Here is a 26,531-nt window from a genome sequence, read left to right as displayed (position 1 = left end):
TCATTCGAACATCTCCATCAACGGGCGCTCGTAGCGCTCCTGCACCAGCTTGATCCAGTCATCTTCGTTCTGCAGATCCAGCACATGCAGCTTCAGGCGGTGGTCGGGCGTCAGGTCGACCCAGACCGTGCCCGGGGTATAGGTGACGATGCAGGCCAGCATCGCCAGGCCGTGCGGATCGCGCATGGTCAGCGGGATCAGGATGAACCCGGGCGAAAAATTGTTCCGGCGCGGATTCAGGATCAGCTTGCCCACGGCGATGTTGGACTTGATGATGTCCGTCGTGACGTGCAGGAACAGCGGCACCGCCTTCCACAGGCGGCGCGGCCGCGCATGCAGCGGACGCAGGCGCGAGGCGGCCCACGTAAACCACAGCGCCAGCGCCGCGCCCAGCGCGATCTGGCCCGCGGACAGGCTTTCGTTCAGCACCAGCCACAGGACGAACAGGAAAACGGGCAGGAACAGGAAGTAAAGGCGGCGCATCAGCTTCCCCCCTTGATGCCACGGACGGTTTGCGCGGACATGACGGCATCGATATACGACTTGGGTTGATCCAGCGAACGCGCGGCGTCGTCCAGATAGGCCGACACCGGCCCCGCGCCCGCCGCCAGGCCCACGCACAGCAACAGCAGCACGGCCACCGGCCCGGCTTCGATCACGCGCAGGCGCGGCGTGCTGCGGTCGTCGCTGGCCCAGAACACGCGGATGCCGGTGCGGCCCAGGCCCACCAGGCCGGCCAGGCCCGATACCAGCACCGCGGCCACCAGGATCCACGCGTCCAGCGGCGGCGCGGATTCCGTGGCGGCGGACACCGCCGCCGACAGCAGGGAGAACTTGGCCACGAAGCCCGACAGGGGCGGCAGGCCCGTCACCAGCAGCGCGCAGCAGATGAAGGCCAGCCCCAGGAACGCCATCGCCGCCGGAATCGCCACGCCGACCACGTCGTCGGAACGGTTCACGGACGCAGGGTCGTCCAGGTCGAACGCGTCCAGCGTCACGGCCAGCACGTTGGCGCCGAAGCTGCGGGTGCGCTCGATCAGTTCGGCCAGCATGAAGAACGCGCCTGTCGTCAGCACGGAGCTGATCAGGTAGAACAGCGCCGGGCCAGTCAGGGTCACGCCGGGCATGCCCAGCGCCGTCAGCAGCGTGCCGGCCGACACGATGACGCAATAGCCGACCATCTTCTCCAGCTGCTGAGTCGCCAGCAGGCCCAGCGCGCCGAACAGCAGCGTGGCGAGGCCCGCCGCGAACATCCAGTCCAGGCTGAATGCCGCCGGCGCGCCGGACGGCAGCAGCAACGACCCGATGCGCAGCAACGCGTAGATGCCGACCTTCGTCATGATGGAGAACATGGCCGCGATCGGCGCGCCGGCCGAGCCATAGCCCTTCACCAGCCAGAAGTTCAGCGGCCAGGCGCCCGCCTTCACCAGGAAGGCCACCCCCAGGATGGCGGCGCCGGCTTCGAACAGCATGCGTTCGGCGCCTGTCAGGTTGCCGGCGCGCAGCGCCAGGTCGGCCAGGTTCAGCGTGCCGGTCACGCCGTAGATCAGCGCGATGCTGATCAGCAGCAGGAACGACGCCACCAGGTTCACGGCGATGTACTGCAGGCCCGCGCTGACGCGCGCGACGCCCGACCCGTGCAGCAGCAGGCCGTAGGACGCCGCCAGCAGCACTTCGAAGAAGACGAACAGGTTGAACAGGTCGCCCGTCAGGAAGGCGCCGTTCAGGCCCATCAGCAAGAACTGGAAGAGTGAATGGAAATGGACGCCGGCGCGATCCCAGCGCGCCAGGGCATACGTCAGTGTCGCCAGGCCCAGCACGGCGGTCAGCGTCAGCATGACGGCGGCCAGCCGGTCGACGACCAGCACGATGCCGAACGGCGCGGGCCAGTCGCCCACCAGGTAGACGCCTACCCCGCCCGGCCAGACGCCAGGCACGCCGCCGCCGGCGACCGCCAGCAGCGCGATCGCGGCAGCCAGTTGAGCCAGCGTGGCGACCACGGAAATCGTACCCCGCGTGTAGCGGCTGGTATCGGCCAGCAGCAGCATCGCCGCGCCTGCGAGCAGCGGCGTGATGATGGGCAGTACAGGAAGGTGTTGAAGCCAGAAACTCAAGATTGGGACTCCCGTCCATCAACGTGGTCGGTACCCGTGAGGCCGCGCGAGGCCAGCAGCACAACCAGGAACAGCGCCGTGGTGGCGAAACCGATCACGATCGCCGTCAGCACCAGGGCTTGCGGCAGCGGGTCGGCGTACCAGGAAGGATCATGCGCCATGGCGGGGTCCACCACCGGCGGGCGGCCGGACGTGAGCCGGCCCATGGCGAAGATGAAGAGATTCACCGCATACGACACCAGCGACAGGCCCATGATGAACTGGAACGTGCGCGGCCGCAGCAGCAGCCAGACGCCCGAACCCGCCAACACGCCGATCGCGACGGCATAGATCAATTCCATCAGGCTTCCCCTGTTTGTGCGGCGGCCGCCTGGATCTCGGCGGCGGCCTTGCGTTGCGCGCGCAGCGATTGGTGGGCCAGCGCCACCAGCACCAGCACGGTGGAGCCCACGACCAGCATGTACACGCCCAAGTCGAACAGCAGCACGCTGGACAGGTGGACGTGGCCGACAAGCGGCAACGCCACGTCCCAGGCCAGCGCGGCCAGGAAGGGCTTGTACGCCAGCCACGCGGTCACGGCCGCGATGCCGGCGGCCAGCAGGCCGATCCCGATCCAATTCTGCGGGTTGAGCCGGCTGCGCGACTCCACCCAGTACACGCCGCCCACCATGTATTGCAGGATGACGGCGGTGGCGAAGATCAGTCCGCCGACAAAGCCGCCGCCCGGCTGGTTGTGGCCGCGCAGCAGGAAGTACACCGAAATCAGCGCGGCGGTGGGCAGCAAGAGGCGCACCAGCACCGTCGGCACCATCATCGGGCCGTCGGGCACCAGCGACTTGATGTCGGGCGCGGCCGGCACGCCGCCGTCCTGTTCTTTCTGCTGGCGCGGCAGGTCGGCGCTTTCGGCGGCCGGACGGAAGCGGCGCAGCAGCGCGTAGACCGTCAGCGCCACGATGCCCAGCACCGTGATCTCGCCGAAGGTGTCGAAGCCGCGGAAGTCCACCAAGATCACGTTCACCACGTTTGTGCCGCCGCCGTCAGGCAGCGCGCGGTCCACGAAATAGGAAGAGATCGTCTCGCCTTGCGGACGCACCAACACCGCGTAGGCCAACGCCGCCATGCCGGTGCCAGCGGCCGTGGCCATCAGCAAGTCGCGGAAACGGCGGCCCCGGGCGCGCAACGTGGCCTTCAGCGGTTCTTCGTCGTCCTTCTCGATCCGGCGCGGCAGCCAGCGCAAACCCAGAAGCAGCAGCACCACGGTGACGACTTCGACGGACAACTGGGTCAGCGCCAGGTCGGGCGCGGAAAACCATACGAACGTCAGGCAGGTAATCAGGCCTGCACCGCCCGCCAGCGCCAACGACGCCAGGCGGTGGTACTTGGCCTGATACGCCGCGCCCAGCGCGCAGGCGCCGCCCACGAGCCACAACAGCGCGAAAGCGGGGTCGACCGGCGTCATGCGACCCGTGCCCTCCAGCCATCCGCCCGCGCGCAGCGGCAGCCACGCCACGAACAAGGTGCCCAGGACGATCAGCAGCATCTGCACCTGCAGGCGGGATGAAGCCACCCAGCGCAGCAGCCAGGCGGCCGCGACGCTGGAGCCGTCCAGCAGCGACTCGAAGGTGCGGCGTCCGTCCAGGCGGTAGATGAACGGCACGCGTCCCGGGTTGGCGCGCTGATGCACGCGCAGCGCCAGGTACAGCAGCACGCCGGCCGCGGTGGCGACCAGGCTCATCACTAGCGGCAGGTTCAGGCCGTGCCAGACGGCCAGGCTGTATTCAGGCATGTTCTCGCCCAGGATGCTCTGCGCCGCGGTCGCCAGGAACGGGCCGACCGTCAGGCCCGGCAGCACGCCCACCAGCAGGCACATGAACACCAGCAACGCGCTGGGCAACAGCATCCAGCGCGGCGGCTCGTGCGGCGCGCGCGGCAGGTCGGTGGCCGGGGGGCCGAAGAACACTTGCAAGATGAAGCGCAGCGAATAGGCCACGCTGAAAGCACCCGCAATGGTCGCCATGAGCGGCAGGCCGATCTGAATAAGGCGATCGCCGCTAACGAACGTGGTCTCGGCGAAGAACATCTCTTTGGACAGGAAGCCATTCAGCAACGGCACCCCCGCCATCGATGCCGCCGCCACCATCGCCAGCGTGGCGGTGATGGGCATGGCCTTGTACAGGCCGGACAGCCGGCTCAGGTCGCGGGTGCCGGTTTCGTGGTCGACCACCCCCGCCGCCATGAACAGCGACGCCTTGAAGGTGGCGTGGTTGATCATGTGGAAGATGGCGGCCACCAGCGCCAATTCGCTGTTCAGGCCCAGCAGCAGCGTGATCAGGCCCAGGTGACTGATCGTGGAATAGGCCAGCACGCCCTTCATGTCCTGCTGGAAGATGGCGGCATACGCCCCCAACACCAGCGTGATCAGCCCTGCTCCGCCGATGATCCAGAACCACTCGTCGGTGCCCGACAGCACCGGCCAGAAGCGCGCCAGGAGGAACACCCCGGCCTTCACCATGGTGGCCGAGTGCAGGTAGGCGGACACCGGCGTCGGCGCCGCCATCGCGTTGGGCAGCCAGAAATGGAACGGGAATTGCGCGCTTTTGGTCAGGGCGCCCAGCGCCACCAGCACCAGCACGGCGGGGTACCAGGGATCGGCGCGCACCAGGTCGCCGGAGGCCAGCACGCGGTCCATGTCGTAGCTGCCGACGATGTGGCCCAGGATCAGCACGCCGGCCAGCAGGCAGAGCCCGCCTCCGCCGGTCACCGTCAGCGCCATGCGCGCGCCGCGGCGGGCGTCCAGGCGGTGATGCCAATACGCGATCAGCATGAACGACGCCAGGCTGGTCATTTCCCAGAACATCACCAACTGGATCAGGTTGCCCGACAGCACCACGCCCAGCATGGCGGCCATGAAGGCCTGGAAGAACGAGAAGAAGCGCGGCACCGGGTCTTCCGGCGACATGTAATAGCGCGCATACAGGACCACCAGCGCGCCCATGCCGGACACGATCAGCGCGAACAGCCAGGCATAGCCGTCCATGCGCAGGGTGAATTGCAGGCCCAGGGCAGGCGCCCAGGGCATATCGAACCGGACCACGCCGCCGTTGGCGACTTCCGGGTACAGGCCGGCAATCAGAACCACACAGGCCAGGGCGATCAGGCCAGCCAACCACGCCTCGGCATTACGGGCGTTCGAAGGCAGCAGCGCGGCGCACAGGCTGCCGGCAAACGGCAGAGCGAGGATCAGGATCAGCGACATGGCGTTCCGAGAATGTCCGGGCCCCCCCCCGCCGGCACGTGGCGGCGAGAGACGAAACAGACCGGGGATTGAAAAACGGACGGAACCCTGGCCCGGTGCGTCGCTGCACTACACGTTGCCCCGCGGGGACATCAACCAACGCCCCATTGAACGGCGCAGACAGAAACAAACGCAATAGCTTTCTTGCAAGACCGGCCAAGAATCTCATCCGAAAAATATCAGATTCTTGTAAGTTATGCAGAGATTTATGTATGAAACCGTCTAATGACAGCATGATGACTGCGCAATGATTGCGCAATGACAGGTAATGGGAAAATGTTCATCTTGTTGTCAGACATGGCTTTTTCGGCGATCTGACGCTATTTCCGCACAACGATCCGTCACTAAAAAAATATTTTCCAAGCTTGGGGGCAGGGAGAATCCTGAGTTGACCGTAGGGGATTTCCTGTGTGGAATTGCGCCCACGAAGCGTTGGCTACGCCGGCATCCCGGCAACGCGCGCTTCACCGACGCCGGCCCAAGAAGCCGGCCGGCTCGGAACAACAAAATATGGAGAAGACTCTTGACCGTGCTGTCTCATGCCAAGGCCGTCCTGGCCGCCGCCATCGCCGGCGTCTGCTTTAGTTCCGGCGCCCAAGCCGCCGACCCCTACCCCAACAAACCCATCCGCCTGATCGTTCCCTTCGCCGCCGGCGGCACGACGGACATCGTCGCCCGCATCGTGGCCGAAGGGCTGGGCCGCGAGCTGGGCCAGGCTGTCGTGGTGGAAAACCGCGGCGGCGGCGGCGGCTCGATCGGTGCCGACGCGCTGGTGCGTTCCGCCCCCGACGGCTACACCCTGGGCGTGGCCACCGTCAGCACCATGGCCACGAACCCGGCCACCAACCCGAAGAACCCGTACAACCCGATCAAGGACTTCACCCCGATCACCAACCTGGTGAACGTGCCGAACGTGCTGACCGTCAACCCGGCCGTGCCCGCCAAGTCGCTGGCGGAGTTCATCACGCTGCTCAAGGCCAACCCGGGCAAGTACAGCTACGCCTCGTCCGGCGCGGGTGGCATCGGTCACCTGGACGGCGAATTGTTCAAGTCGCTGACCCAGACCGACATGGTCCACGTTCCCTACCGCGGCTCGGGCCCGGCGTTGAACGACGTGATCGCCGGCCAGGTCAATGCACAGTTCGACAACCTGCCTTCGTCCATGCCCCACATCCAGGCCGGCAAGCTGCGCGCCCTGGCCGTGGCCGCCCCGAAGCGCCTGCCCGCCCTGCCGGACGTCCCGACCTTCAAGGAAGGCGGCCTGCCCGAAATGGACAACATGGCCTGGTACGGCCTGGTCGCGCCCGCCGGCACGCCGCAAGCCGTGGTCGACCGCGTCCACGACGCCGCCGTCAAGGCGCTGAAAGACCCGAAAATCGCCCAGCGCCTGGCCGACGGCGGTTCGCTGGTGGACGGCAACACGCCTGCCGAGTACGCAGCGCAGATCAAGCGTGAACTGGAACTGCGCCAGCGCATCGCCAAGGAACGCAACATCGTGTCGACGAACTGATCCTCACGCCGGGGAAGGCTGCCCCTTGAGACGGGGCGGCCTTTCCCACTTGACTACGATTGCGCCGGTGTTAGCATCTGGCCCCGTGCGATCCGATTTTTCTCCCATCCCTCCCGCTGCCTGCGTCCTTTGCGCCCTGCGCTCGACTCTGTTGAGCTCGCAGGAAGTCGCCGCGCGTTCCGCTTACGCGCGCTCCAAGCCCGGCTAATCACCCGGCTCCCTCGCTTTTCCCCTTCCTGTTCCGGCCTGTCGCCGGTGGCCCCCGCACATCCGTGCGCGCGTCGCCTGCGCCATGCCGGCGAACGCCCTGCCGCGTGGCCGGGCGCCCGCAGCTGAATCTTCGCCGCCCGCCCTGCCCGCCGGCGGCCGCGCCACGCAACGATCTCGCCTTAAGCGCCATGCAACTTACCAAGAAATTCGTCAAAGCCAAGAACCCCTGCGCGGGCGGCTACAAATGGTTCATCCGCGACCACAACGGCCAGGGGGACTACCAGGCCGTGCTTGACGCGCTGGTGGCCGACGGCCGCGTCAGTGACGCCTGCTGGCTGCTGGACCAGTTCGGCCCCACCGACGCCGTGCTGAAGCTGGATGCCGTCGACGCCAATGCCATCGTCTTCGCCGGGACGCTGGAAGTGCGCATGGGCATCAATGTGGACAGCGTCGTGCGCGCGGGCCGCAGCATTGTCACGGGCGGCGGCATCCGGGCTGGCGAAACGATCATGGCCGGCGAGAACATCACCGCAGCCGCCAATATCGCCAGCGGCGGCAACTTGCGCGCGGGCGGCGACATTTCGGCCGACTGGGGCATCGAAGCCGCCACCCGCCTGGACTGCGCCGGCAACGTGCGCGCCAAGTGGGACATCTGCGCAGGCCAAGACCTGGCCGTGACGGGCCACCTGCATGCTGGACAGGATGTGCAGACGCAAGGCGCCATCAAATGCGGCCAAGGCATCAAGACTGGCGGCGACGTGCGGGCAGACAAGGAAATCAATGCGGCCTGCGGTATCCAGGCCGGCGGGTCCATCCAGTGCGGCGACCATCTGGCCTCCGGTTGGGGCATGATCGCGGGCGGCGACATCCGCGCCGACGGCTCGATCCGCGCCGGCGAAGGCGTGCAGGCCGAGGGCGCGATCCAGGCCGGCGACGGCCACGGCGTCTATGCCGGACTGAGCGTCCGGCTGGACGCGTGGTCCGTCTGCGCCCGCGTCTCGGCCCAGACCCGCCCCGCCCAGCTCGTCAGCGGCTACTGGGTCGGGCAGGACGCAGGCGAGAACGGCGACGCCGCACTTGGCGCTACGCGGCCGTCTTGGCAGGCGGCCGCTTATCCGACGCTGGCCTGACGGCCGCCGCCGGATGGCGCAGCACCAGCATCAGGCCAAGCAGGATTGCCCCCATGCCCGCCAGGCTCAGCGCCGACAAACGGTTGCCCAGGATCAGGTAGTCCAGCGCCGCGGTGCCAGCCGGCACCAGATAGAACAGGCTTGTCACGTTGACCAGGTTACCGGCCTGAATCATGCGGTAGAACAGCAAGGTCGCGCCCACCGAGATCACAAGCCCCATCCAGACCAGCGGCAGGACGAATCCAAGGGTCCAGTCGGCCCGGACGGGCTGAAACGGCACGAACAGCAGGCATAGCGCCAGACTGACGACGTACTGCAGGGGCATCACGTCCATGGGCGCCTGCTTCACGCGCTTTTGCAGGATGGCGCCTGCGGTCATGCTGGCCAGCGCGGCAAAGGCAAACGCCATGCCCGCCACGGAAAAGCGCGCCATGCCGATGCTTTGGTACACCACCATGACCAGGCCGCACAACGCCAGGAACAGCCCGGCCAGACGCGCTGGCGAGTAGCGCCGTTCCATCATCGCCAGCGTCAGGATGGGCTGCGCGCCCAGCAACGTGGCCAGCACCCCTGGCGTAATGCCATGGTCCAGCGCCAGCAGATAGCAAATGGAATAGCTGCCGATGAGCAACAGCCCCGTCAGCGCCACGGTGATGCGCGTGCCGCGTTCGGGCAGCCAGCGTTTGCGCCACAGGCAGATCGCCAGCAGCACGGCCAGGGCAAGGATGAAGCGCAGCAGCAGGAAGCCGAACGCCGAGGCGTGCGACAGCCCCCATTTGGCGAAGATCGCACCGCCGCTCCACAGCAGCACGAACAAGGTGGTGGAGCCGTAAGCGGTCCACGTGGATCGATCGAAAGACATGAGTTTCACCTGTCAGGGTAAGAACAGGCTCCCGCCTTGCGCGCGTATGCCGGTGGCGGCGCACGCGCACGGATCAGCCGCGCGTGACGGACGCGATACGCGTCAACCGGTCAAGCGCACTGAAAAGGAAAGGGACGGGAGCGTCGGTTTGGCGGTCAGCCGAACACGACCGCCGAAGGCGGGTGGACGCCCGAGACCACGCCGGAAGGCGGCGAGGCAGGCGGCGATACCACTGCCGCAACGACGGCGGAGATGACAGGGGAAACAACAGGAGAGATGACACCGGCATGCCCGGACAGCCCGCGCGCACGACGGCCGGCTGCAAGAGCAGCGGCAGTGGAAGCGGCGAAGGGCATGAAGTCAGGCATTCCCGTAGCCTATCCGTTGCCCCCATGCCGCGTCAAGTGGATCTAGACCCGCGGATCTAGACCCGCGGATCAGGCCCCGCCGATCCGCCGCTGTTCGACCCCCATGTCGCGCCATGCCTCGCCGTGGCAGGTGAACATCAGGATCTGGTGGCGTGTGGCGGCATCGAACAACGCCCGTTTCATGAAGTCGCGCCGCGCGTCGTCGGTGTGCACAAGCGCATCGTCCAGCACCAGCAGCGTGGGGCGTCCGGCTTCGCGCAGCAAATCGGCATACGCGAACCGCGCCAGGATGCCCAGTTGCTCGCGGGTGCCGAAACTCAAGGCTTCAAGCAGGTCTTCGCCATCCCCCCGCCGCAATGCGCTGGGCAGCAGCGCGTCGTCAAGGCGCAACGCGGCCTCGGGAAACAGCAAGGCCAGATAGTGGTTCAAGCGCCGCGCCAAGGGCGCCTGCAGTCGTTGGGTGGCGGCGGCGCGCTTGTCGGTCAGCAAAGTCAGCAACAACTCCAGCGCGGCCGCGCGGCGCGTGAAATCATCGCGGCGGCGCTCAAGCCGTTCGCACGCGGCGGCGGATTCGGACAGGCGTTCGCCCAAGCCTTGCGCGCCCGCTTGGTCCAGCTTGCCTTGCAACTGCAGGATTTCGCCGTGGCGTTTGTGCTGCGCATCGCGCTCAATGGCGGCCGATTTCTCGTAGCGCTGGACGTCTTGTTCGACCAGTTCGGGACGATGCGCGGCCAACGCCGCCTGCGCTTCGCGCACGCGGCGATCCAGTTCGTCATGACCGCTGCGCACTTCGGCCAGCCGGCCTGCGCGCGCCTGCCGTTGCGCGGCACGCTCGGCCGATTGCAATTCCGCGCCGCGCGCCGCCGCCTGGCCTTCCAGCAATTGCGCGCGGGCGCTGTCCGCATCCAGCGTCCGCTGGGCGGCCGCCAGCGACGCGTCGGCCTGTGCCGCCACCGCTTCGGCCTCGCGCAACGCCTGGACCGCGGCGGGCAGGTCGTCCTGATCGGGCGCCATGCCCGTGGCCGCCGCGGGCAGCTTGGCAAGCCGCTCCTGCAAGGGCACGCGCCGAGCCAACGCGTCGTCGCGTTGCCCGCGTAGCACATCCACGCCCTTGGGCGCGTGGATGGCCAGCGTCTTGCGCATGCCGTCCAGCTCGCGCTGCAACGCCGTATAGCGCGCGTGACGCTGTTCGGCATCGGCTAGCGCCGTGACGCCCAGCCGTTCCAGCAAGGCGGCCCATGCCGCCTGCCCGCTGGCCAGCTCGCGTTGCAGCGCCGGCAAGTCCTGGCCGCCCGGTTCGATGCGGAAGCGCCCCACGCCCGGCAGGTCCAGATCGGCGGCGGAGGTCAGCAGCACTTGGTCCGCGCCCGCCAAGGGCCGGCCGTCCAGGGTGGCCGCCCGCCCCGCTTCCAACTGGTACGACAGCCGCGTGGCAATGGCTTGCTGGCGCAGTTGCAGATTGGCCAGTTCACGCTCGCTTTTGCGCAGCGCCTCGATATCGACATCCGCGATTTCGATCCGCAGGGCTTCCGCCTTCAATGTGGAACCTTGCTCGATCAGCGTGGTGACGGCTTTGAGCGCGTCGTCCAGCCGGTCGACTTCGGCGTTCAATTGCGCCAGTTGGCGCTCCAGGTCGCGGCGGTCGGCCACGGCCTGCACCGCAGCCACCTGCAAGCGGGCCGCGTCGACCGCGGCCGCATGGGTTTCGCGCTGCTGCCGGGCCCGCGCCAGCGGGGATTGCGCCGCCTCGACCCGGGCACGGGCCGCCTGGGCTTCCTGGACCAGCGCCTGGTAGTCGGATTCGTCCTGCTGGTCGCGGCGCACCTGATCCTGCAGCAGACTCAGCGTCTGCGCGGCCTGGCCCTGCTCGCGGCGCAGGCCCTCGAAGGCTTCGCGCTCCTTCGCCAGGGCGGCCAGCCGGGCGCGGGCCTCGACGGCGCGGGCCTCGAAATCCTTCCAGGGCTGGCTGGTTTGGGCGCGCTCGTGGTCGCGGCGCAATTCGGCCAAGCGGTCCACGTCGGCATTCAGCTGCGCCATCGCCTGCGCGCAATCGTCCCGTTCCGCGATGGCGCGCGCCAGGGCGTCCTCGGCATCCTTGTAGGCGCCCTTGGGACGCCCGTTGCGCGCATCCAGCAAGGCGGCGCGTTCAGACGACACGCGTTCGAACAGCCGGTCGCCGTCGCTGGCGGCAAGTTCGCCGGACAGCTGCGTCAGCGCCTCGCGCAGATGAGCGCCCGCATGGCCGGCGGCCTCTTGCAGATTGTGGCCGTCGCCCTGTTGGATCCATAGCAGGCCGGGAATGCCGGCAAGGTCGGGTTTGCTTTGGCCGCGTCCCGGCAGTTCGAACCCGAGCAAGGCGGCCAGCGCGTTCTCGGCTTCCTCGCCGTCCAGGCGTTGCGCGCCATCGTCGATCAACAGTTCGCATCGGGCACGCGACAGGAATTGCTTCTTGAGCACATAGGCATGACCCGCGTGCGTGAACGCCAGTTCGACACTGGGCCGCGCGCCGGACTCTCCGCGCGGGGCCAGATCGGCGACCTTGCTGGTACTGTAGCGTTCCAGAAACGCCGCGCGGATGGCGGCGGCCACCGTGCTCTTGCCGGCCTCGTTGGCGCCGACGAACAGGTTCAAGCCGTCTTGCAGGCCGTCCAGCACCATCGGCTGGCGGAACTTGCGGAATTCTTCAAGCGCGATACGCGAGAGCTTCATTTGGCGGCCCCCTGCGTCGCGCTTTCGCGCTGGAACCGCAGCAGCAGCCGCAAGGCCTCGCCCGCCACCGCGGATTGCGCGGCATCCGCTTGCAAGGCCTGCAATTGCGCCGCCACTTCGCCGACGTATCCGCTGGCGCCCAATTCGGCCAGATCGGCCTGATCGGGTTCCAGCCGCAGACCGGACAGGTCAGGCAGCAAGGCCCGCACCTGGGCTGCGGCCTGATCCACCGCGCGTTGCAGCGCATCCCATGTTTCCATGTTGACGTGGCCCTGCACATCCAGGCGCAGCACGTCTTGCGCACGCAGCGCCGCCAGGCGTTCGGCCAAGGCCTGTGCATCGGTCGGCAGGCTGACGGTCTCGGTCCAGGCGGACCAGCGGTACTTGCCCGTCGCCACGCGTTCGACCACGGGCTCGTCGCGCGGGCCGTCGATGCGCACGTCCAGCACGTAGCCGGGTTCATTGCCGCGGAAACGGTCTTGCTCAGGCGTGCCGGCATACCAGGTACGCGCGTCGATCGACAGGCAGCCATGCCAGTCGCCCAGCGCCAGATAGTCCAGGCCGGCACGGGCCGCGCGGTCGGGCGCGATGGGATTGGTGGCGTCGATGGTGTCGGGCAGGCGGCCCGCGACGCTGCCGTGAGCCAGGCCGACGCGCACGCGGCCGGCCGCCGTCTCAAGCGTATCGAAGGCCTGCGTCACGTCGTCATAGGTGTGCCGTTGGGTGAGCGGCGCGGCCAGCACGGCGAGGTTGATGCCGGGCAGGTCGACGACGTCCGTGCGCAACGGCACGTGCACATTGCCGGGGATGCAGCCCAGCTGCATCGCGCGGCTCCATACGCTGTCGGCCAATGCCGCATCGTGGTTGCCGGCGATCATCACCCAGGGGCCGGCGTATGCGGCCATGGCGGCGAACAGCCGGCGGATCGTGCGGTCGGAAACGCCTTGCGTATCGAACACGTCGCCGGCTACCAGCACGGCGTCCACGCCACGTTCCGTGGCAAGCGCCGCGATGCGTGCCACGACGTCAAAGCGCGCCTCGGCCAGCATGGCGGCGTCATCGGTTTCGAACTGGCCGTACTGACGGCCGATCTGCCAATCGGCGGTATGCAGGAAATGGGTCATGGGCCGATTTTGGCACAAGCCGCGCGATTCAAAACAGACAACGGCCCGCCCTGCATTTTGCGCAGGGCGGGCCGTTGCGGGCATGGCTTTTGGCCGATGCCCGATAAGCGGTGCGGGGCGTGCCGGAAACGCCCGATCAGGCGCGGTTGCCGTCCAGCACCAGCGGCGAACGGGACGATGCGCGGCGGTCATAGCGCGACAGGCTCAGCCCGTCGGTACGGATTGCCGGGCGCTGGCCCATGACTTGGTCGGCGACCAGCTTGCCGGAGCCGCAAGCCATCGTCCAACCCAGGGTGCCGTGGCCGGTGTTCAGGAAAAGGTTGCCGTAGCGGGTCGGGCCGACAACGGGCGTGCTGTCGGGCGTCATCGGGCGCAGACCCGTCCAGAACTCGGCCTGGGCGACGTGCCCGCTGTCCGGGAACAAGTCGTTGACGACGAGCTCCAGCGTCCTGCGGCGGGCGTCCTTCAGGCGCAGGTCGAACCCGGACAATTCGGCCATGCCGCCCACGCGGATCCGCTCGTCGAAACGCGTAACGGCGATCTTGTAGGTTTCATCCAGGATGGTCGACACCGGCGCGGCGGCCTCGTCTTTGAGCGGAATGGTCAGCGAATAGCCCTTGACCGGGTAGACCGGCAGGTCCAGGCCCAGCGGTTCCAGGAAGCCGCGCGTGTAGCTGCCGAAGGCGGCCACGTAGCGGTCGGCCGTCAGGACTTCGCTACCCACGCGCACGCCCGTGATCTGGCCGCCGGCAGTGTTCAAGCCGGAGACGGTCTGGTTGTAGCGGAAGTCCACGCCCAGGGCCGCAGCCATCTCGGCCAGCCGCGTGGTGAACAGGCGGCAGTCGCCGGTTTCGTCGTTCGGCAGACGCAAGCCGCCGGCCAGCTTGTGGATCGAGCGCGCCAGGGCGGGCTCCGCCGTCATCAGGCGGTTGCGGTCCAGGAGTTCGTAGGGCACGCCCACTTCTTCCAGCACGGCGATGTCGCGGCGGGCGGCTTCCAGCTGGGCCTCGGTGCGGAACAGCTGCAACGTGCCACGCGTGCGCTCTTCATAATGGATGCCGGTGGACGCGCGCAGTTCGCGCAGGCAGTCGCGGCTGTACTCGGCCAGGCGCAGCATGCGTTCCTTGTTGACCGAATAGCGGTCGGCCGAGCAGTTGGCCAGCATCGCCGCCATCCACCTTAGCTGGTACAGGCTGCCGTCCGGCCGGATCGCCAGGGGCGCATGCTTCTGGAACAGCCACTTGATGGCCTTCAAGGGGATGCCGGGCGCGGCCCAGGGCGTCGAATAGCCCGGCGACACCTGGCCGGCGTTCGCGTAGCTGGTTTCCTGGGCGGCGGCGGGCTGGCGGTCCAGGACCGTCACCTTGGCACCCTGACGGGCCAGATAATAGGCGGTGGTGGTGCCAATAACGCCGCTGCCGAGGACGATCACATGCATGATTCTTTCCGTATTTGGATTTGGTCAGTATTTTCGGTAGTCTATGAGCCTATTCGCAGTGAAAAGCACTGATTATTTTCCTTTGCCAGTGCTTTTCCCGGGCCCGCCCCTGTTTTTCGATCGCCAAAAGTGAAATGCGCGACCTAGACCGAATCGACCTGAAAATCCTGGATATCCTGCAGCGGGAAGGCCGCATTTCGGTCACCGAACTGGCTGATCGGGTGAGCCTGTCCGCTACCCCTTGCTCGGACCGCATCAAGCGCATGGAGCGCGAAGGCGTCATCACGGGTTACCATGCGCGCGTCAACCCGGCCGCGTTGGGCAAGAACCTGCTCGTCTTCCTGGAAATCAAGCTGTCGGCCAAATCCGGCGACGTCTTCGACAAGGTCAAGAAAGAGCTGCTATATGTGCCCGAAGTCATGGAGTGCCACCTGGTTTCCGGCGACTTCGACTATCTGGTGAAGGCCCGCTTGACGGAAATGAACGAATACCGCCGCCTGCTGGGCGAGATCCTCAAACGACTGCCGGCTTCCGCTGAGTCGCGCAGCTACGTGGTCATGGAGGAAATCAAGGAAACCCTGTACCTGCCCGTCGACCGCTAGGCCGCGCGCGCAAGGGTTTCCTGGCCCCGATATCCCAGGGGCGATGCGGTTTATTACGGAATTCACAGGCGCCGGCTGCTATGCTGGCGGCCCTCCGACCCGCGCCGGCAAGCCTGGTCAGACCCTAATTCTTTACGACTGCTTATGAATCGTCTCTACAAATACTTCTTCCGCGGCCTGATCACCGTCCTGCCGCTGGCCTTGACCCTGTATCTGCTTTACATCTTCCTGGCCTGGACGGAAGCCGTGGCGCTGACCTTCCTGCGCCCCTTCATCGGCGGCTTCTACGTGCCGGGCATGGGTCTGGCGCTGGGCATCCTGGGCATTCTGGCCATCGGCTACCTGGTCTCCAAGCAGCGCGTGCAGCGTTTCCTGACCGTGGTCGAAATGCCGTTCACCAACCTGCCGGTGGTCAAGAGCATCTATTCGTCCCTGAAGAGCTTCGCGGACTATTTTTCGCCCAGCTCCAAGAACACCGCGCAGCAGGTCGTGATCCTGCGCGTGCCGGGCCAGCAACTGGAACTGGTGGGCCTTGTCACCCGCCGCAGCGTGGAAGGCCTGCCCGAAGGCTTCACCCAAGGCGACCGCGTGGCCGTCTACCTGCCGATGGGCTACATGATCGGCGGCTACACCGTCTTCGTGCCGCAGGACTGGGTGCAACCGATCCAGATGTCGGTCGAAGAAGCCATGCGCTCGTCCCTGATCGCCTGGATGGCGCGTGCGGAAAGCGCCCCGCGCCCCGCCGCCCCCAGCGTGCCCGAGGCGCCGGCGCCCACCCCCGACAACACGGGCAGCAGCGGCCCCGTCTGACACGATCTGGCGCGGCCCGACCCGACCGCTTCCCCACCTGAATCCACGCACTTCCTCCATGCCCATCATCGAATTCACGCTTGCCGACGGCTGCCCCTACATTGAAGTGAACCAATTGCTGAAAGCCACCGGCGTCTGTGACAGCGGCGGCGCGGGCAAGATGCTGGTGGCCGACGGCCTGGTCAACGTAGGCGGCGTCGTCGAAACCCGCAAGACGGCCAAGATCCGCGGTGGCCAGATCGTCACCTGCGGCGACGTCCGCATCGTGGTGCGCGCCGCCGACACACCTGCCGACAGCGCCTGACCCCTCCCCGCCTGACCCCACATTCCCGACCGCCCCCGCAACGCCGCGAGCCGCCATGAAATTCAAGATGTCCCAGAACTCCATCTTCGCCGTCCTGCTGCGCTCGCCGTGGTGGATGAGCGCCGGCGTGGCCGTGCTGCTGTGCGTGGGTGGCTTTGCCGCCCTGCCGCGGGACTTCGCGGCGATGGGCGTGTTTGCGGCGGTGCCGTTCGCGGTCATTTCCATCATGGCCGCCTACAAGCAGCTGCGGGCACCCTCCGGCGCCCGCGTGCAGGCGGTGGCCGAAGCCGCCGCCGCCATGTCGTGGGCGGAATTCGCGGACACGGTCGAGGCGGGCTTCAAACGCGACGGCTGCGAGGTGCAGCGCCTGCAGACGCCCGGCGCCGACTTCGCGCTCAGCAAAGACGGCCATGTGGCCATCGTCAGCGCCAAGCGCTGGAAGGCCGCCCGCGTGGGCGTCGATCCGCTGCGCGAACTGCAGGCCGCGCGCGAACAGCGCGGCGCCCGCGAAGCCATCTACATCGCGCTGGGCGACGTGTCCGACAATGCCTGGGCCTACGCGAAATCGCAAGGCGTCTCGCTGATGACGGCGCCCGAACTGGCCAAGCTGCTGCGCGACCTGAAAGTCTGACCGCCGCGGGCAGGCGTCAAACCACCATCACGGAACTGGCCGCGATCACGCGCCATTGGCCGGACGCCGCATCCGGCGCCCAGGTCCGCATGAAGCGGAACATGCCATTGGCGGGCACGCCGTTGTAGCTGCCCGAAATCCGCACCTGCACCGACACGACGGCGCATTCCGCGCGCGGCAGGATATTCAGTTCAGAGAAGTCCAGCCCATGGATCTTCAGCATGCCTGAGCGGTGCGCGTCCAGGTCGTCTTCGCGGGTGAAGCTCCAGCCCATATGGTTCGTGAACAGCAGCGCCGGATCCAGCAAGCGCTCAAGCGCCGCGACGTCGGAAGCCAGCATCGCCTGGCGCAATTCTTCTTCGGCGGCTTGAATCCGCCCTGCTATCGTCTGGCCCATTATCTTTGCCTTCGCGGTGTATCGACGCCGGCATTCTATTCCGACACCAAGCGTCGTGCTTTGTTGCCAAACTCCCGCCCGGCGCCGGCGGCCTTACGATTAAATGCGAATCCGGCACACTTGCCGGCTTTTCTGAACCCGCCGAGAATCTTCAATGACATACCGCATCCTTGCCGACCTGGTCCTGGTCGTGCACGGCCTCTTCGTCGCCTTCGTCATGTTCGGCGGCTTGCTTGCGCTATGGCGGCCCCGCATTGCGTACTGGCACCTGCCCGCGCTGGCCTGGGGCGCCATGGTGATCGGCATGGGCTGGATCTGCCCGCTGACGCCGCTTGAAGTGTCGCTGCGCCAGCAGGCCGGCCAACAGGGCTACGCCGGCGGTTTCATCGAACACTATGTGCTGGGCCTGATCTACCCCGAAGGCATCACCCGGACTACGCAGATCGTGCTGGCCGTGCTGCTGATCGTGGGCAATATCGTGGTGTACGCGCTGTGGGCACGGCGGCGCCGGCGCAATTTTTCCCAAGGATCCCACGCATGACCTCCCTTCCCGACCCCACCCGGATGATCCTCGCCTATGACGCCGACGGCCGCGAGATCCGCGTCACCCGCGAGCAATGGCGCGACAACGTGCTGCCGGGTGCCATCCAGCAGGACTGGAATGATGCCGACCGCCTGGCCGGCCTGATCATCCAGTCGCTGAACGACGGTTTCATCGACGAGATGGCCCGTCCCGCCGAGCGGCTGGTGGAACTGGACCGCAACGCCGAACGCGCCGTGGTGCTGCAAGCCATCGTCTACATGAAACAAGGCCGACTGGACGACAGCGAACGCGTGCTCCAGACGTTCTGCGTGCAGCACGGCGAAACCGGCATCGTGCTGACCAATCTGGCCAAAGTCCATGCCGAACGCGATGACGAAGCCCGCGCGCTCGACACGTTGTGGCACGCGCTGCAGTTGGACCCGAACCAGGACAACGGCCTGGGCTGGTTCGAGGCCATCCACCGCGATGTCGGCGGCGACACGGCGGGCATCGCGGCGATGCGCAAAGTCGCCGGGTTACCCGGCAGCTGGCGCGCGCAACTGTGGCTGGCGCGCGGCGAGCTCGGGTCGCACAATTACGCGGGCGCGCTTGCCCTGTACCGCGAAGCGCTGTCGCGCGTGGGCCAGCCCGCGCCGGCCGACCTGCTGATGCAAATGAGCGGCGACCTGGGCAATGCCGGCCGCATCGCCGACATCCTGGAATTGGCCGGCCCCCAATTCCAGGTCCACGCGCATGGCCTGCAAGTCGGCAACAACCTGATCAAAGCCAACCTGCACATGGGCCGGTTGGACGATGCGCAACGCATCCTGGACGAACTGCGCGCGCAAAACCGTCCCGACTGGGGGGAAAACCTGGCATATTGGAACAAGGAACTGACGCAGGCCCGCCTGGGCAGCGCCCCGAACAACGGCTGAATCAGGATCGGCCGCGGCGGCGCGGCTTGGCAGGAAAACGCGCCGCCAAGCGGCCTAGAGGCTGCGGGCGATCACCAGCCGCTGGATGTCGCTGGTGCCTTCGTAGATCTGGCACACGCGCACATCGCGGTAAATGCGCTCGACCGGGAAATCCTTCAGATAGCCGTAGCCGCCCAGTGTCTGGATCGCTGCCGAGCAGACCTTCTCGGCCATCTCGGAGGCAAAGAGCTTTGCCATCGATGCCTCGGTCAATGCCGGCCTGCCGGCTTCGCGCAGTGCGGCGGCATGCAGCACCATCTGGCGTGCCGCATGGATCTGGGTCGCCATATCGGCCAGGCGGAACGACACGGCCTGGTGTTCCATGATGGGCTTGCCGAACGCCTGGCGGTCGCGAGCGTAGTCGCGCGCGCATTCGAACGCCGCGCGCGCCATGCCCACGGATTGCGACGCGATGCCGATACGCCCGCCTTCCAGGTTGGACAGCGCGATCTTGTAGCCCTCGCCCTCCGCGCCCAGCCGGTACGCGGCGGGGATGCGCATGTCTTCGAAGGCGATCACGCAGGTGTCCGAGGCGTGCTGGCCCAGCTTGTCCTCCACCCGCAACACTTGATACCCCGGCGTGTCGGTCGGCACGATGAACGCCGAAATGCCGCGCTTGCCGGCGTCGGGGTCCGTGACGGCGAAGACGATCACCGTCTGGCCGCTTTTGCCGGACGTGATGAATTGCTTGGCGCCGTTCAGGATGTAGTCGTCGCCGTCGCGGCGGGCGCGGGTGCGCAGGCTGCTGGCGTCGGACCCCGCCTGCGGCTCCGTCAGCGCGAAACCACCGATGTGCTCGCCGGTCGCCAGCGGACGCAGGAACTGCTCTTTCTGCGCGTCGGTGCCGAACTTCAGGATGGGCATGCAGGCCACCGAATTGTGCACGCTCATGATGGTGGAGCACGCGCCGTTGCCCGCGGCGATCTCCTCCAGCGCCACCGCATACGAGATATAGCCGCTGGCGTTGCCATCCCATTCTTCCGGCACCAGCATGCCAAAAAACCCCAGTTGCGCCATCTCCTGGATGGCGTCTGCGGGGTATTCGTGGTCGCGGTCCCAGCGTTCGGCGTTGGGCGCCAGGCGTTCCGCCGCAAAACGGCGCGCCATTTCCTGAATGCTCTGCTGTTCTTCCGTCAACAACATGGTCCTGTCTCCTGGATATTCGAGTGCGAAGCGGGCGCCGGATGGGCGCTGCCCGCTTTGTTCTGCTTCGCGCGCGCTTGGCTTGGTTGGCAGGCGCGCCACGCAATCGAGAATACACCGTCAAACGTGCGGGCTCTATGCGCCGGGTTTGCGCGGACGCGTCAGCTCGGCACGCGTCAGAAAGAAGTCCCGGTTGTCCGCCAGGCGCTCCACCATGAAATCGATGAATGCCTTCACGCGCAGGGGCTGTTCCGTCCGCCGCCGATAGTAGATGTAGAACGATTCCCGCTGCGTCAGATGCTGCGTCAACAGCGGCACCAGCAAGCCGGCGCGGATGGGTCCGGCGGCTGAAAAACTGCCGAGTTGCCCGATGCCCAGTCCCGCCACCACGGCATCGGTTTCCGCTTCGGCATCGTTGGTGCACAACACGGCCGGCACGTCGCGATACTGGATTTCGTCCCCGACCATGAACTCCCAGGGTGCTAGCTTGCCGGTGTTGACGCGCCGGTAGCCCGTGCAGCGGTGTTCGTCCAGCGCCTCGATGGTCCGGGGCGTGCCGTGGCGAGCCAGATAGGTGGGCGAGGCGCACACGATCAGTTGGATCGGCACGAGTCGGCGCGCGATGGCGCCTTCGGCCGGCGGCGAACCGCCCCGGAACCCGACATCGGCGCGGTCCGCGACCAGATCGGTGAACTGGTCATCGAACTGCACGTCCAGCTGCACGCTGGGATGTTGCGCGGCGAACGCCATCAGGGCGGGCCAGATCACGTGGCGCGCCATCGTCCTGGGCGCGCTGACGCGCAAGGGGCCGGCGATGTCCTGCCGCGACCGGCGCGCGTCATCCAGCGCGGTCGCGAACATTGCCAGGGCCGGCGCCACGCTTTCGAGCAGTTGCTGGCCTTCTTCGGTCAGGCTGAGCTTGCGTGTGGTGCGGTGGAACAAGCGCACGCCCAACTCCTTTTCCAGCTGCATCACTGCGTGGCTGGCGGCCTGGGGCGAAATGCCCTGGTCCACCGCCGCGCGGCGCAGGCTGCCCAGCACGGCGGCGCGCGCAAAGATGGTGACGGCACGGATTTCGTTCATGGCAGGCCCATTCGCAAATTTTTGTTGATTATATTTCCGCTATTTCCTATCTATTCCTGGATTATCGATCCCCCTACGATCGAGGCTCATTCCCCCCTTTCGGAGCCTCTCCATGCAAACCCCCGTCACCTCCTTCAAACGCGTCTGGCTCATCACCGGCGCCTCGCGCGGCATCGGTGCGCTGATCGCCGAGGCGGCACTTGCCGACGGCAACGCCGTCATTGCCGCCGGCCGCAATGTCGACGCCATCGCAAAACGCCTGGGCGACTCGCCCGCCCTGCTTCCCGTTGCGCTGGACGTCACCAACGAAGCCCAGGCCAAGGCGGCCGTCGCCGCCGGCCTGGCGCGATTCGGCCGTATCGATGTGCTGGTGAACAATGCGGGCTTCGGCTTGCTAGGCGCCGTTGAAGAGTCCAGCGACGCCGACGTGCGCCGCATGTACGACACCAACGTGTTCGGCCTGCTGAACGTGACGCGCGCCGTGCTGCCCACGCTGCGGGCGCAACGTGCCGGCCACGTGATCAACCTGTCTTCGCTGGGCGGCTACCGGTCCGGCGCGGGGTTCGGCGCGTACTGCTCGACCAAGTTCGCTGTCGAAGGGCTGACCGAAGCGCTGCATGCGGAACTCAAGCCGCTGGGCATCCACGCGACCGTCGTCGAACCCGGCTACTTCCGCACCGATTTCCTGGACGCGACGTCGCTGACCGTGGCAGGCGCCATCATCGACGACTACGACGCCACGTCAGGCAATGTGCGACGGATTGCGGCCGGCCTGAATCACCAGCAACCGGGCGACCCGGCAAAGCTGGCTGCGGCCATGATCACCCTGGCCGATGCCGAAACGCCCCCGCTGCGCCTGCCCTTGGGCACGGACGCCCTGCGCGTGATCGCGGAAAAGAACGCGTATGTGGCCGAGGAAACGGACGCCTGGAAGGCGCTGGCGCAGTCGACGGATTTCCCGGTGTAGGTGGAACGTGGCCTTCCACGGCAAGATACGACACATGACAAGTTGCATGAAACTCGGGTTCCGCCCTATCATGCAACTTAAGAAGTATCTTGATAGTCACTGAATAGGAATCCCGCCGATGACTTACGACGCCATCATCGTGGGCGGCAGCTTTGCTGGCCTGTCCGCCGCCCTGCAATTGGCCCGCGCCCGCCGGCGCGTCCTGCTGATCGACGGAGGTCAGCCGCGCAACCGTTTTGCCGCGCATGCGCACGGCTTCCTGGGCCAGGATGGCAAGCCCCCCCGGGAAATCTTGCGGCAGGCAAGCGACCAGTTGGCCCAGTACCCCTCCGTCAAATTCCTGGATGGCGAGGCGGTCAGCGCCAGCGCGCACGAAGGGCTGCTGCGCGTGACGATGGCGGCGGGACAGGAAGTCCAGGGCAGGCACCTGATCCTGGCAACCGGGCTGCGCGACCAATTGCCTGCGCTGGCCGGCCTGCAGGAACGCTGGGGGCAGACCGTGCTGCATTGCCCCTATTGCCATGGCTATGAAGTGGCCGGCCGCCCGCTGGGCGTGCTGGCCGCGCATCCGCTATCCGCGCACCAAGCCGTGCTGCTGCCGGATTGGGGCCCCACCACCTATTTCACGCAAGGCGAGTTCGAGCCGGATGCGGAACAGACAGCGCTGCTGGACAAGCGCGGCGTGCGTATCGAACGCACGCCCATCGTAGAACTCATGGGCACGACGCCCGTGCTGGATGCCGTCAAGCTCGCCGATGGGCGGCGCATGGCGGTGCACGCGCTGTTCGTCGCCAGCAAGACCCATATGGCCAGTCCGCTCGCGATGCAGCTGGGTTGCGCGTTCGACGACGGCCCACTCGGCCCCGTGATCCGCACCGACGAGTTCAGGCAGACGACGGTGCCCGGCGTCTATGCCGCGGGGGATGCGGCCATTCCGATGAGCAACGCAACGCTTGCCAGCGCGTCAGGCGTGATGGCGGGCGTGTGCGTGCATCGCGCGCTGGTCATGGCGTAGGCGGTGCCAGGCCAGGCCGGTCCCGGCCTGGCCTGACGTGAAGTGGCCTGGAGCGGCCTACAGGTGGGCCTTGAAAAACTCCACGACCTTCGCATTCAGGTCCTGGTGGAACTGCTGGCGGTCGAAGCCCGCCGCCTCCATGCAATATACGGACAGGGTCTCGGCCTGCTCCGCCGAGCAACGCGCCAGGAAATCGAAGTGCCCCGCCCCCATCGCCATCTGGAAGTCCGGCGCGGCGGGCAGCCCCTGGCGCACCGCCTCCACGCTGGCAGGGCTGACGCCATCGCCGCCCCGTTCCGATGCCCACAATTGCACCGGAATCTTCACGGCCTTCAAGGCATCGCCGGGAAACGCGTTCAACGGGTCCGCGATGACGGCCACCTTGATGCGGTCGTCATGCACATAAGACTGCTGCGGGATCTTCCCGGTGGCAATGTCGCGGCACATTGGCAGCGTCGGGGTGGTCTGGCAAATGGCAAGGCCGGCGCGGAAATCCGGCACGGCCCCCGCCAGCACCAGCGCGGTATAGCCGCCGCGTGAAAAGCCGTAAATGCCGATCTTGCCGTTATCCACCGTGGCCTTCTGCGGCCAGGCGGTCGTCATGTAGTCGATCAACCGCCGCATTTCCCGAGGGCGCGTCGAGAAAATCGATAGATACCCCTGCCGCGACCGGTCCTCCCAGTTGTCGCCCACATGATTGACGGCCGCGACCACGAAACCCGCATTGGCCAGCGCGGCAGCGGTGTCGTGATGGCCCAGGAACGAGCCGCTGGATCCGTGCGACATGACGATAAGCGGATGCCGGCCTTCAGGTACCGGGCAGTTCAGGACGCCGGAGATCGGCGTCCGACCGACCTTGATGTCGGCGGCGGGTGCTGCACACGGATACCAGATGGCGCCGGACAGACCGGGGCCGTTCTGGTCCATGGGAAGGGTCAGGCGCTGGAAACCGGCAGCTTGGGTGTGAGCGGCAGCGAGGCCGAGGAACGCGGACAGGCAAAAGCGGCCAAGAAGATGCGCAGACATGCGGAATGGAAGACCTGAAAAGAAACCAAGAGGAATCGTACAGGTGGCGATTATCCCATCGGCGCGTCGAAGAGAAACGTAGGATGGGGGCAACACGAACTTCTCGCGCCACACCCCTCCTACGGTCCCGTGCTGCCCTACCGGACCTTGCCCTCCTTCCAGGCCGCCAGCAGCTTTTCATAAGGAATGGTCTCGCCCTTGGGCTTCTCGTTCGCCAGTTTCTTCCAGGGCGCATGCTGATCCGACAGCCACTTGCCGGGGTCGCTCTTGGCGTTCAGCTTCGGCGCGCATTGCGCCATCCCTGCCCGCTCCAGGCGCGCCATCACCTGGTCCATTTCATTGGCCAGGTTGTCCATCGCGGCTTGCGGGGTCTTTTCGCCCGTGACGGCCGTGGCGACGTTCTTCCACCACAGTTGCGCCAGCTTCGGATAGTCCGGCACGTTGTTGCCCGTGGGCGTCCATGCCACGCGGGCGGGGCTGCGGTAGAACTCGATCAGGCCGCCGTAGTTCGCCGCGTTCTTGGTGAAGAAGTCGCTATGAATGTCGCTGTCGCGGATGAAGGTCAGGCCAGTGATGGATTTCTTCAGCGACACCGACTTCGACGTGACGAACTGCGCGTATAACCACGCGGCGGCCATCTTGTCGGGGTTGGTGGACTTGAAGAACGTCCATGAACCCACGTCCTGGTAGCCGTTCTGCATGCCGTCCTTCCAGTACGGACCGTAAGGCGACGGGGCCATGCGCCATTTCGGGGTGCCGTCGTCGTTGACGACCGGCAGGCCCTTCTTGGTCATGTCGGCGGTAAACGCCGTGTACCAGAAGATCTGCTGGGCGATCTGGCCCTGCGCCGGAACGGGGCCGGATTCCGAGAACGTCATGCCCATGGCCTGCTGCGGCGCGTACTTCTTCATCCAGTCGATGTACTTCGTCAACGCGTAGACGGCGGCCGGACTGTTGGTCGCGCCGCCCCGCGAGACCGACGCGCCCACCGGGGTGCATTTGTCGTCGGCGACGCGGATGCCCCATTCGTCCACAGGCATGCCGTTGGGCAAGCCCTTATCGGCGGCGCCGGCCATGGACAGCCACGCATCGGTGAAGCGCCAGCCCAGCGACGGGTCCTTCTTGCCGTAGTCCATGTGGCCGTAGACCTTCTTGCCATCGATCTCCTTGACGTCGTTGGAGAAGAAGTCGGCGATGTCCTCGTAGGCGGACCAGTTGGTGGGCACGCCCAGGTCGTATCCGTACTTCGCCTTGAACTTGTCTTTCAGGTCCTGGCGGGCGAACCAGTCGGCGCGGAACCAGTACACATTGGCGAACTGCTGGTCGGGCAGCTGGTACAGCTTGCCGTCGGGCGCGGTGGTGAACTTGGTGCCGATGAAATCCTTGATGTCCAGGTTGGGGTTGGTCCATTCGCGGCCGGCCCCAGCCATGTAGTCCGACAGCGGCAGGATGGCGCCGTAGCGATAGTGGGTGCCAATCAGGTCGGAGTCCGAGATCCAGCCGTCGTAGATGGACTTTCCGGACTGCATGGAGGTCTGCAGTTTCTCGACGACGTCGCCTTCCTGGATCAGGTCGTGGTTGACTTTGATGCCGGTGATTTCACTAAACGCCTTGGCCAGCGTCTTGGATTCGTACTCGTGCGTGGTGATGGTTTCGGATACGACGCTGATTTCATTGACGCCCTTGGCACGGAGTTTGGCGGCGGCGTCCATGAACCACTTCATTTCCGCCATCTGCTGGTCTTTGGACAACGTTGATGGCTGGAACTCGGCATCCACCCACTTCTTCGCTTCCGGCTCGCCGGCCCACGCCCCTGACGTCCCGATCAGGGCGATAGCGGCTGCCATGGCATGCATGCGCAATTTCATGACCTGTCTCCTCGAATGGCCTTCCCCATCTTTTGCTGCGGACCTCTGGCCGGGGAAGATGCGGGCCCGTAGTCCTTGAACCAATTGAGGGATCGAAACGCCCCTTCAGCCTTTCCTCATAATGAAGGCCAACAGCAGCATGGACAGCACGAAGCTGATCCACACCGATGGCGGCTCATCCAGCGAAAACCATTCCACCGCCTTTTGGCCGAACCCCAGGAACGCCAGGTTCACCCAGGCTGCGGCCATCAGGCCGATGAACAGCCTGTCGCCCCGGGTGGTGCGCAACGGCAGGAAGCCCTTGCGCTCGACCGTGGGCGATTTCAATTCCCAGACCGTCATGCCGATCAGCATCAGCACGATGCAGGTGAAGAACACGGCGACGGGTGTGGTCCAGACCATCCAGCTGAACATATCGCGCCCCTCCC

24 protein-coding genes are annotated in these 26,531 nt (G+C 66.4%); 10 read left to right on the top strand and 14 right to left on the bottom strand.

The window, feature by feature from the left end:
• From HG262_RS01565 to HG262_RS01550, 4 genes are read right to left on the bottom strand one after another with little or no spacing between them, the layout of a single operon-like run.
• Positions 1 to 483, bottom strand: a complete 483-nt coding sequence (locus tag HG262_RS01565) for a Na+/H+ antiporter subunit E (protein WP_169269365.1) — start codon at positions 481 to 483, stop codon at positions 1 to 3.
• Positions 483 to 2,114: a monovalent cation/H+ antiporter subunit D gene (locus HG262_RS01560; RefSeq protein ID WP_169269364.1), complete on the bottom strand. Its 1,632-nt coding sequence runs from the start codon at positions 2,112 to 2,114 to the stop codon at positions 483 to 485. Before HG262_RS01560 ends, HG262_RS01565 begins: the two co-directional genes overlap by 1 nt.
• Positions 2,111 to 2,455: a Na+/H+ antiporter subunit C gene (locus tag HG262_RS01555; RefSeq protein ID WP_169269363.1), complete on the bottom strand. Its 345-nt coding sequence runs from the start codon at positions 2,453 to 2,455 to the stop codon at positions 2,111 to 2,113. Before HG262_RS01555 ends, HG262_RS01560 begins: the two co-directional genes overlap by 4 nt.
• Positions 2,455 to 5,370, bottom strand: a complete 2,916-nt coding sequence (locus HG262_RS01550; RefSeq protein WP_169269362.1) for a monovalent cation/H+ antiporter subunit A — start codon at positions 5,368 to 5,370, stop codon at positions 2,455 to 2,457. Before HG262_RS01550 ends, HG262_RS01555 begins: the two co-directional genes overlap by 1 nt.
• A gap of 562 nt (positions 5,371 to 5,932) precedes the next feature.
• Between HG262_RS01550 and HG262_RS01545 the strand changes: the two genes are divergently transcribed.
• Together HG262_RS01545 and HG262_RS01540 are read left to right on the top strand one after the other, a co-directional pair.
• Entirely contained in the window at positions 5,933 to 6,919 is a 987-nt protein-coding gene (locus tag HG262_RS01545; protein WP_169269361.1) for a tripartite tricarboxylate transporter substrate binding protein BugE, read from the top strand.
• A gap of 398 nt (positions 6,920 to 7,317) precedes the next feature.
• On the top strand, positions 7,318 to 8,259 hold the full coding sequence (locus HG262_RS01540) for a hypothetical protein (protein ID WP_169269360.1): 942 nt from the start codon (positions 7,318 to 7,320) through the stop codon (positions 8,257 to 8,259).
• Here HG262_RS01540 and HG262_RS01535 read toward each other — a convergent pair.
• The 4 genes from HG262_RS01535 to HG262_RS01520 all read right to left on the bottom strand — a co-directional run bounded on the left by HG262_RS01535 (position 8,213) and on the right by HG262_RS01520 (position 14,760).
• On the bottom strand, positions 8,213 to 9,121 hold the full coding sequence (locus HG262_RS01535; protein ID WP_169269359.1) for a DMT family transporter: 909 nt from the start codon (positions 9,119 to 9,121) through the stop codon (positions 8,213 to 8,215). The genes HG262_RS01540 and HG262_RS01535 overlap by 47 nt on opposite strands.
• A gap of 437 nt (positions 9,122 to 9,558) precedes the next feature.
• The gene (locus tag HG262_RS01530; protein ID WP_169269358.1) at positions 9,559 to 12,198 is read right to left on the bottom strand and encodes an AAA family ATPase; all 2,640 of its coding nucleotides are present in this window, start codon (positions 12,196 to 12,198) and stop codon (positions 9,559 to 9,561) included.
• Positions 12,195 to 13,322 (bottom strand): DNA repair exonuclease, encoded by a 1,128-nt coding sequence (locus HG262_RS01525; RefSeq protein ID WP_169269357.1) that lies wholly within the window; start codon positions 13,320 to 13,322, stop codon positions 12,195 to 12,197. The genes HG262_RS01530 and HG262_RS01525 overlap by 4 nt, the downstream gene beginning before the upstream one ends.
• 136 nt (positions 13,323 to 13,458) lie before the next feature.
• The gene (locus HG262_RS01520; RefSeq protein ID WP_169269356.1) at positions 13,459 to 14,760 is read right to left on the bottom strand and encodes a D-amino acid dehydrogenase; all 1,302 of its coding nucleotides are present in this window, start codon (positions 14,758 to 14,760) and stop codon (positions 13,459 to 13,461) included.
• Positions 14,761 to 14,894: 134 nt separating this feature from the next.
• On the opposite strand from HG262_RS01520, the gene HG262_RS01515 reads away from it, so the two are divergent.
• The 4 genes from HG262_RS01515 to HG262_RS01500 all read left to right on the top strand — a co-directional run bounded on the left by HG262_RS01515 (position 14,895) and on the right by HG262_RS01500 (position 17,107).
• Positions 14,895 to 15,362, top strand: coding sequence for a winged helix-turn-helix transcriptional regulator (locus HG262_RS01515; RefSeq protein WP_169269355.1), 468 nt, complete (start codon positions 14,895 to 14,897; stop codon positions 15,360 to 15,362).
• Between the two features lie 144 nt (positions 15,363 to 15,506).
• Positions 15,507 to 16,172, top strand: coding sequence for a DUF502 domain-containing protein (locus HG262_RS01510; RefSeq protein WP_169269354.1), 666 nt, complete (start codon positions 15,507 to 15,509; stop codon positions 16,170 to 16,172).
• Positions 16,173 to 16,230: 58 nt separating this feature from the next.
• Entirely contained in the window at positions 16,231 to 16,476 is a 246-nt protein-coding gene (locus tag HG262_RS01505; protein WP_169269353.1) for an RNA-binding S4 domain-containing protein, read from the top strand.
• Positions 16,477 to 16,531: 55 nt separating this feature from the next.
• Positions 16,532 to 17,107 (top strand): restriction endonuclease, encoded by a 576-nt coding sequence (locus tag HG262_RS01500; RefSeq protein ID WP_169269352.1) that lies wholly within the window; start codon positions 16,532 to 16,534, stop codon positions 17,105 to 17,107.
• 16 nt (positions 17,108 to 17,123) lie between these two features.
• Here the strand turns inward: HG262_RS01500 and HG262_RS01495 are convergent, their stop codons facing one another.
• The gene (locus HG262_RS01495; protein WP_169269351.1) at positions 17,124 to 17,504 is read right to left on the bottom strand and encodes a nuclear transport factor 2 family protein; all 381 of its coding nucleotides are present in this window, start codon (positions 17,502 to 17,504) and stop codon (positions 17,124 to 17,126) included.
• A 154-nt stretch (positions 17,505 to 17,658) separates the two neighbouring features.
• Between HG262_RS01495 and HG262_RS01490 the strand changes: the two genes are divergently transcribed.
• Together HG262_RS01490 and HG262_RS01485 are read left to right on the top strand one after the other, a co-directional pair.
• Entirely contained in the window at positions 17,659 to 18,045 is a 387-nt protein-coding gene (locus HG262_RS01490; RefSeq protein WP_169269350.1) for a DUF2784 domain-containing protein, read from the top strand.
• A complete protein-coding gene (locus HG262_RS01485) occupies positions 18,042 to 18,962 on the top strand; it encodes a hypothetical protein (RefSeq protein ID WP_169269349.1) in 921 nt (306 codons plus the stop codon). Before HG262_RS01490 ends, HG262_RS01485 begins: the two co-directional genes overlap by 4 nt.
• Before the next feature lie 54 nt (positions 18,963 to 19,016).
• Here HG262_RS01485 and HG262_RS01480 read toward each other — a convergent pair whose 3' ends face one another.
• Together HG262_RS01480 and HG262_RS01475 are read right to left on the bottom strand one after the other, a co-directional pair.
• Positions 19,017 to 20,144 (bottom strand): acyl-CoA dehydrogenase family protein, encoded by a 1,128-nt coding sequence (locus HG262_RS01480; protein ID WP_169269348.1) that lies wholly within the window; start codon positions 20,142 to 20,144, stop codon positions 19,017 to 19,019.
• Between the two features lie 135 nt (positions 20,145 to 20,279).
• Positions 20,280 to 21,227: a LysR family transcriptional regulator gene (locus tag HG262_RS01475; RefSeq protein ID WP_169269347.1), complete on the bottom strand. Its 948-nt coding sequence runs from the start codon at positions 21,225 to 21,227 to the stop codon at positions 20,280 to 20,282.
• Positions 21,228 to 21,339: 112 nt separating this feature from the next.
• Here HG262_RS01475 and HG262_RS01470 point away from each other — a divergent pair, with 112 nt between their 5' ends.
• Complete coding sequence (locus HG262_RS01470; protein ID WP_169269346.1) at positions 21,340 to 22,194, top strand: oxidoreductase; 855 nt, start codon at positions 21,340 to 21,342, stop codon at positions 22,192 to 22,194.
• Between the two features lie 118 nt (positions 22,195 to 22,312).
• Positions 22,313 to 23,209, top strand: coding sequence for an NAD(P)/FAD-dependent oxidoreductase (locus HG262_RS01465; RefSeq protein ID WP_169269345.1), 897 nt, complete (start codon positions 22,313 to 22,315; stop codon positions 23,207 to 23,209).
• Between the two features lie 57 nt (positions 23,210 to 23,266).
• On the opposite strand, the gene HG262_RS01460 is transcribed toward HG262_RS01465, so the two are convergent.
• The 3 genes from HG262_RS01460 to HG262_RS01450 all read right to left on the bottom strand — a co-directional run bounded on the left by HG262_RS01460 (position 23,267) and on the right by HG262_RS01450 (position 26,517).
• Positions 23,267 to 24,235 carry a prolyl oligopeptidase family serine peptidase gene (locus HG262_RS01460; protein WP_248293196.1) on the bottom strand — a complete coding sequence of 323 codons (969 nt, stop codon included), beginning with the start codon at positions 24,233 to 24,235 and terminating at the stop codon, positions 23,267 to 23,269.
• Positions 24,236 to 24,372: 137 nt separating this feature from the next.
• Complete coding sequence (locus tag HG262_RS01455; RefSeq protein WP_169269344.1) at positions 24,373 to 26,103, bottom strand: ABC transporter substrate-binding protein; 1,731 nt, start codon at positions 26,101 to 26,103, stop codon at positions 24,373 to 24,375.
• A 105-nt stretch (positions 26,104 to 26,208) separates the two neighbouring features.
• A complete protein-coding gene (locus tag HG262_RS01450; protein WP_169269343.1) occupies positions 26,209 to 26,517 on the bottom strand; it encodes a DUF2160 domain-containing protein in 309 nt (102 codons plus the stop codon).
• Positions 26,518 to 26,531: the final 14 nt, after the last annotated feature.

Source organism: Achromobacter sp. Bel (assembly GCF_012928505.1).
GTDB lineage: Bacteria > Pseudomonadota > Gammaproteobacteria > Burkholderiales > Burkholderiaceae_B > Achromobacter.
The sequence above is the reverse complement of the archived record's forward strand: the minus strand, read 5'-3'. Positions and strand labels throughout refer to the sequence as shown.

What these genes read in the sequence shown, in the direction of transcription:
- HG262_RS01565 (WP_169269365.1), bottom strand. Translation starts at nt 483, where the DNA reads ATGCGCCGCCTTTACTTCCTGTTCCTGCCCGTTTTCCTGTTCGTCCTG.
- HG262_RS01555 (WP_169269363.1), bottom strand. Translation starts at nt 2,455, where the DNA reads ATGGAATTGATCTATGCCGTCGCGATCGGCGTGTTGGCGGGTTCGGGC.
- HG262_RS01550 (WP_169269362.1), bottom strand. Translation starts at nt 5,370, where the DNA reads ATGTCGCTGATCCTGATCCTCGCTCTGCCGTTTGCCGGCAGCCTGTGC.
- HG262_RS01540 (WP_169269360.1), top strand. Translation starts at nt 7,318, where the DNA reads ATGCAACTTACCAAGAAATTCGTCAAAGCCAAGAACCCCTGCGCGGGC.
- HG262_RS01535 (WP_169269359.1), bottom strand. Translation starts at nt 9,121, where the DNA reads ATGTCTTTCGATCGATCCACGTGGACCGCTTACGGCTCCACCACCTTG.
- HG262_RS01530 (WP_169269358.1), bottom strand. Translation starts at nt 12,198, where the DNA reads ATGAAGCTCTCGCGTATCGCGCTTGAAGAATTCCGCAAGTTCCGCCAG.
- HG262_RS01525 (WP_169269357.1), bottom strand. Translation starts at nt 13,322, where the DNA reads ATGACCCATTTCCTGCATACCGCCGATTGGCAGATCGGCCGTCAGTAC.
- HG262_RS01520 (WP_169269356.1), bottom strand. Translation starts at nt 14,760, where the DNA reads ATGCATGTGATCGTCCTCGGCAGCGGCGTTATTGGCACCACCACCGCC.
- HG262_RS01515 (WP_169269355.1), top strand. Translation starts at nt 14,895, where the DNA reads ATGCGCGACCTAGACCGAATCGACCTGAAAATCCTGGATATCCTGCAG.
- HG262_RS01510 (WP_169269354.1), top strand. Translation starts at nt 15,507, where the DNA reads ATGAATCGTCTCTACAAATACTTCTTCCGCGGCCTGATCACCGTCCTG.
- HG262_RS01505 (WP_169269353.1), top strand. Translation starts at nt 16,231, where the DNA reads ATGCCCATCATCGAATTCACGCTTGCCGACGGCTGCCCCTACATTGAA.
- HG262_RS01500 (WP_169269352.1), top strand. Translation starts at nt 16,532, where the DNA reads ATGAAATTCAAGATGTCCCAGAACTCCATCTTCGCCGTCCTGCTGCGC.
- HG262_RS01495 (WP_169269351.1), bottom strand. Translation starts at nt 17,504, where the DNA reads ATGGGCCAGACGATAGCAGGGCGGATTCAAGCCGCCGAAGAAGAATTG.
- HG262_RS01490 (WP_169269350.1), top strand. Translation starts at nt 17,659, where the DNA reads ATGACATACCGCATCCTTGCCGACCTGGTCCTGGTCGTGCACGGCCTC.
- HG262_RS01485 (WP_169269349.1), top strand. Translation starts at nt 18,042, where the DNA reads ATGACCTCCCTTCCCGACCCCACCCGGATGATCCTCGCCTATGACGCC.
- HG262_RS01480 (WP_169269348.1), bottom strand. Translation starts at nt 20,144, where the DNA reads ATGTTGTTGACGGAAGAACAGCAGAGCATTCAGGAAATGGCGCGCCGT.
- HG262_RS01475 (WP_169269347.1), bottom strand. Translation starts at nt 21,227, where the DNA reads ATGAACGAAATCCGTGCCGTCACCATCTTTGCGCGCGCCGCCGTGCTG.
- HG262_RS01470 (WP_169269346.1), top strand. Translation starts at nt 21,340, where the DNA reads ATGCAAACCCCCGTCACCTCCTTCAAACGCGTCTGGCTCATCACCGGC.
- HG262_RS01465 (WP_169269345.1), top strand. Translation starts at nt 22,313, where the DNA reads ATGACTTACGACGCCATCATCGTGGGCGGCAGCTTTGCTGGCCTGTCC.
- HG262_RS01460 (WP_248293196.1), bottom strand. Translation starts at nt 24,235, where the DNA reads ATGTCTGCGCATCTTCTTGGCCGCTTTTGCCTGTCCGCGTTCCTCGGC.
- HG262_RS01455 (WP_169269344.1), bottom strand. Translation starts at nt 26,103, where the DNA reads ATGAAATTGCGCATGCATGCCATGGCAGCCGCTATCGCCCTGATCGGG.
- HG262_RS01450 (WP_169269343.1), bottom strand. Translation starts at nt 26,517, where the DNA reads ATGTTCAGCTGGATGGTCTGGACCACACCCGTCGCCGTGTTCTTCACC.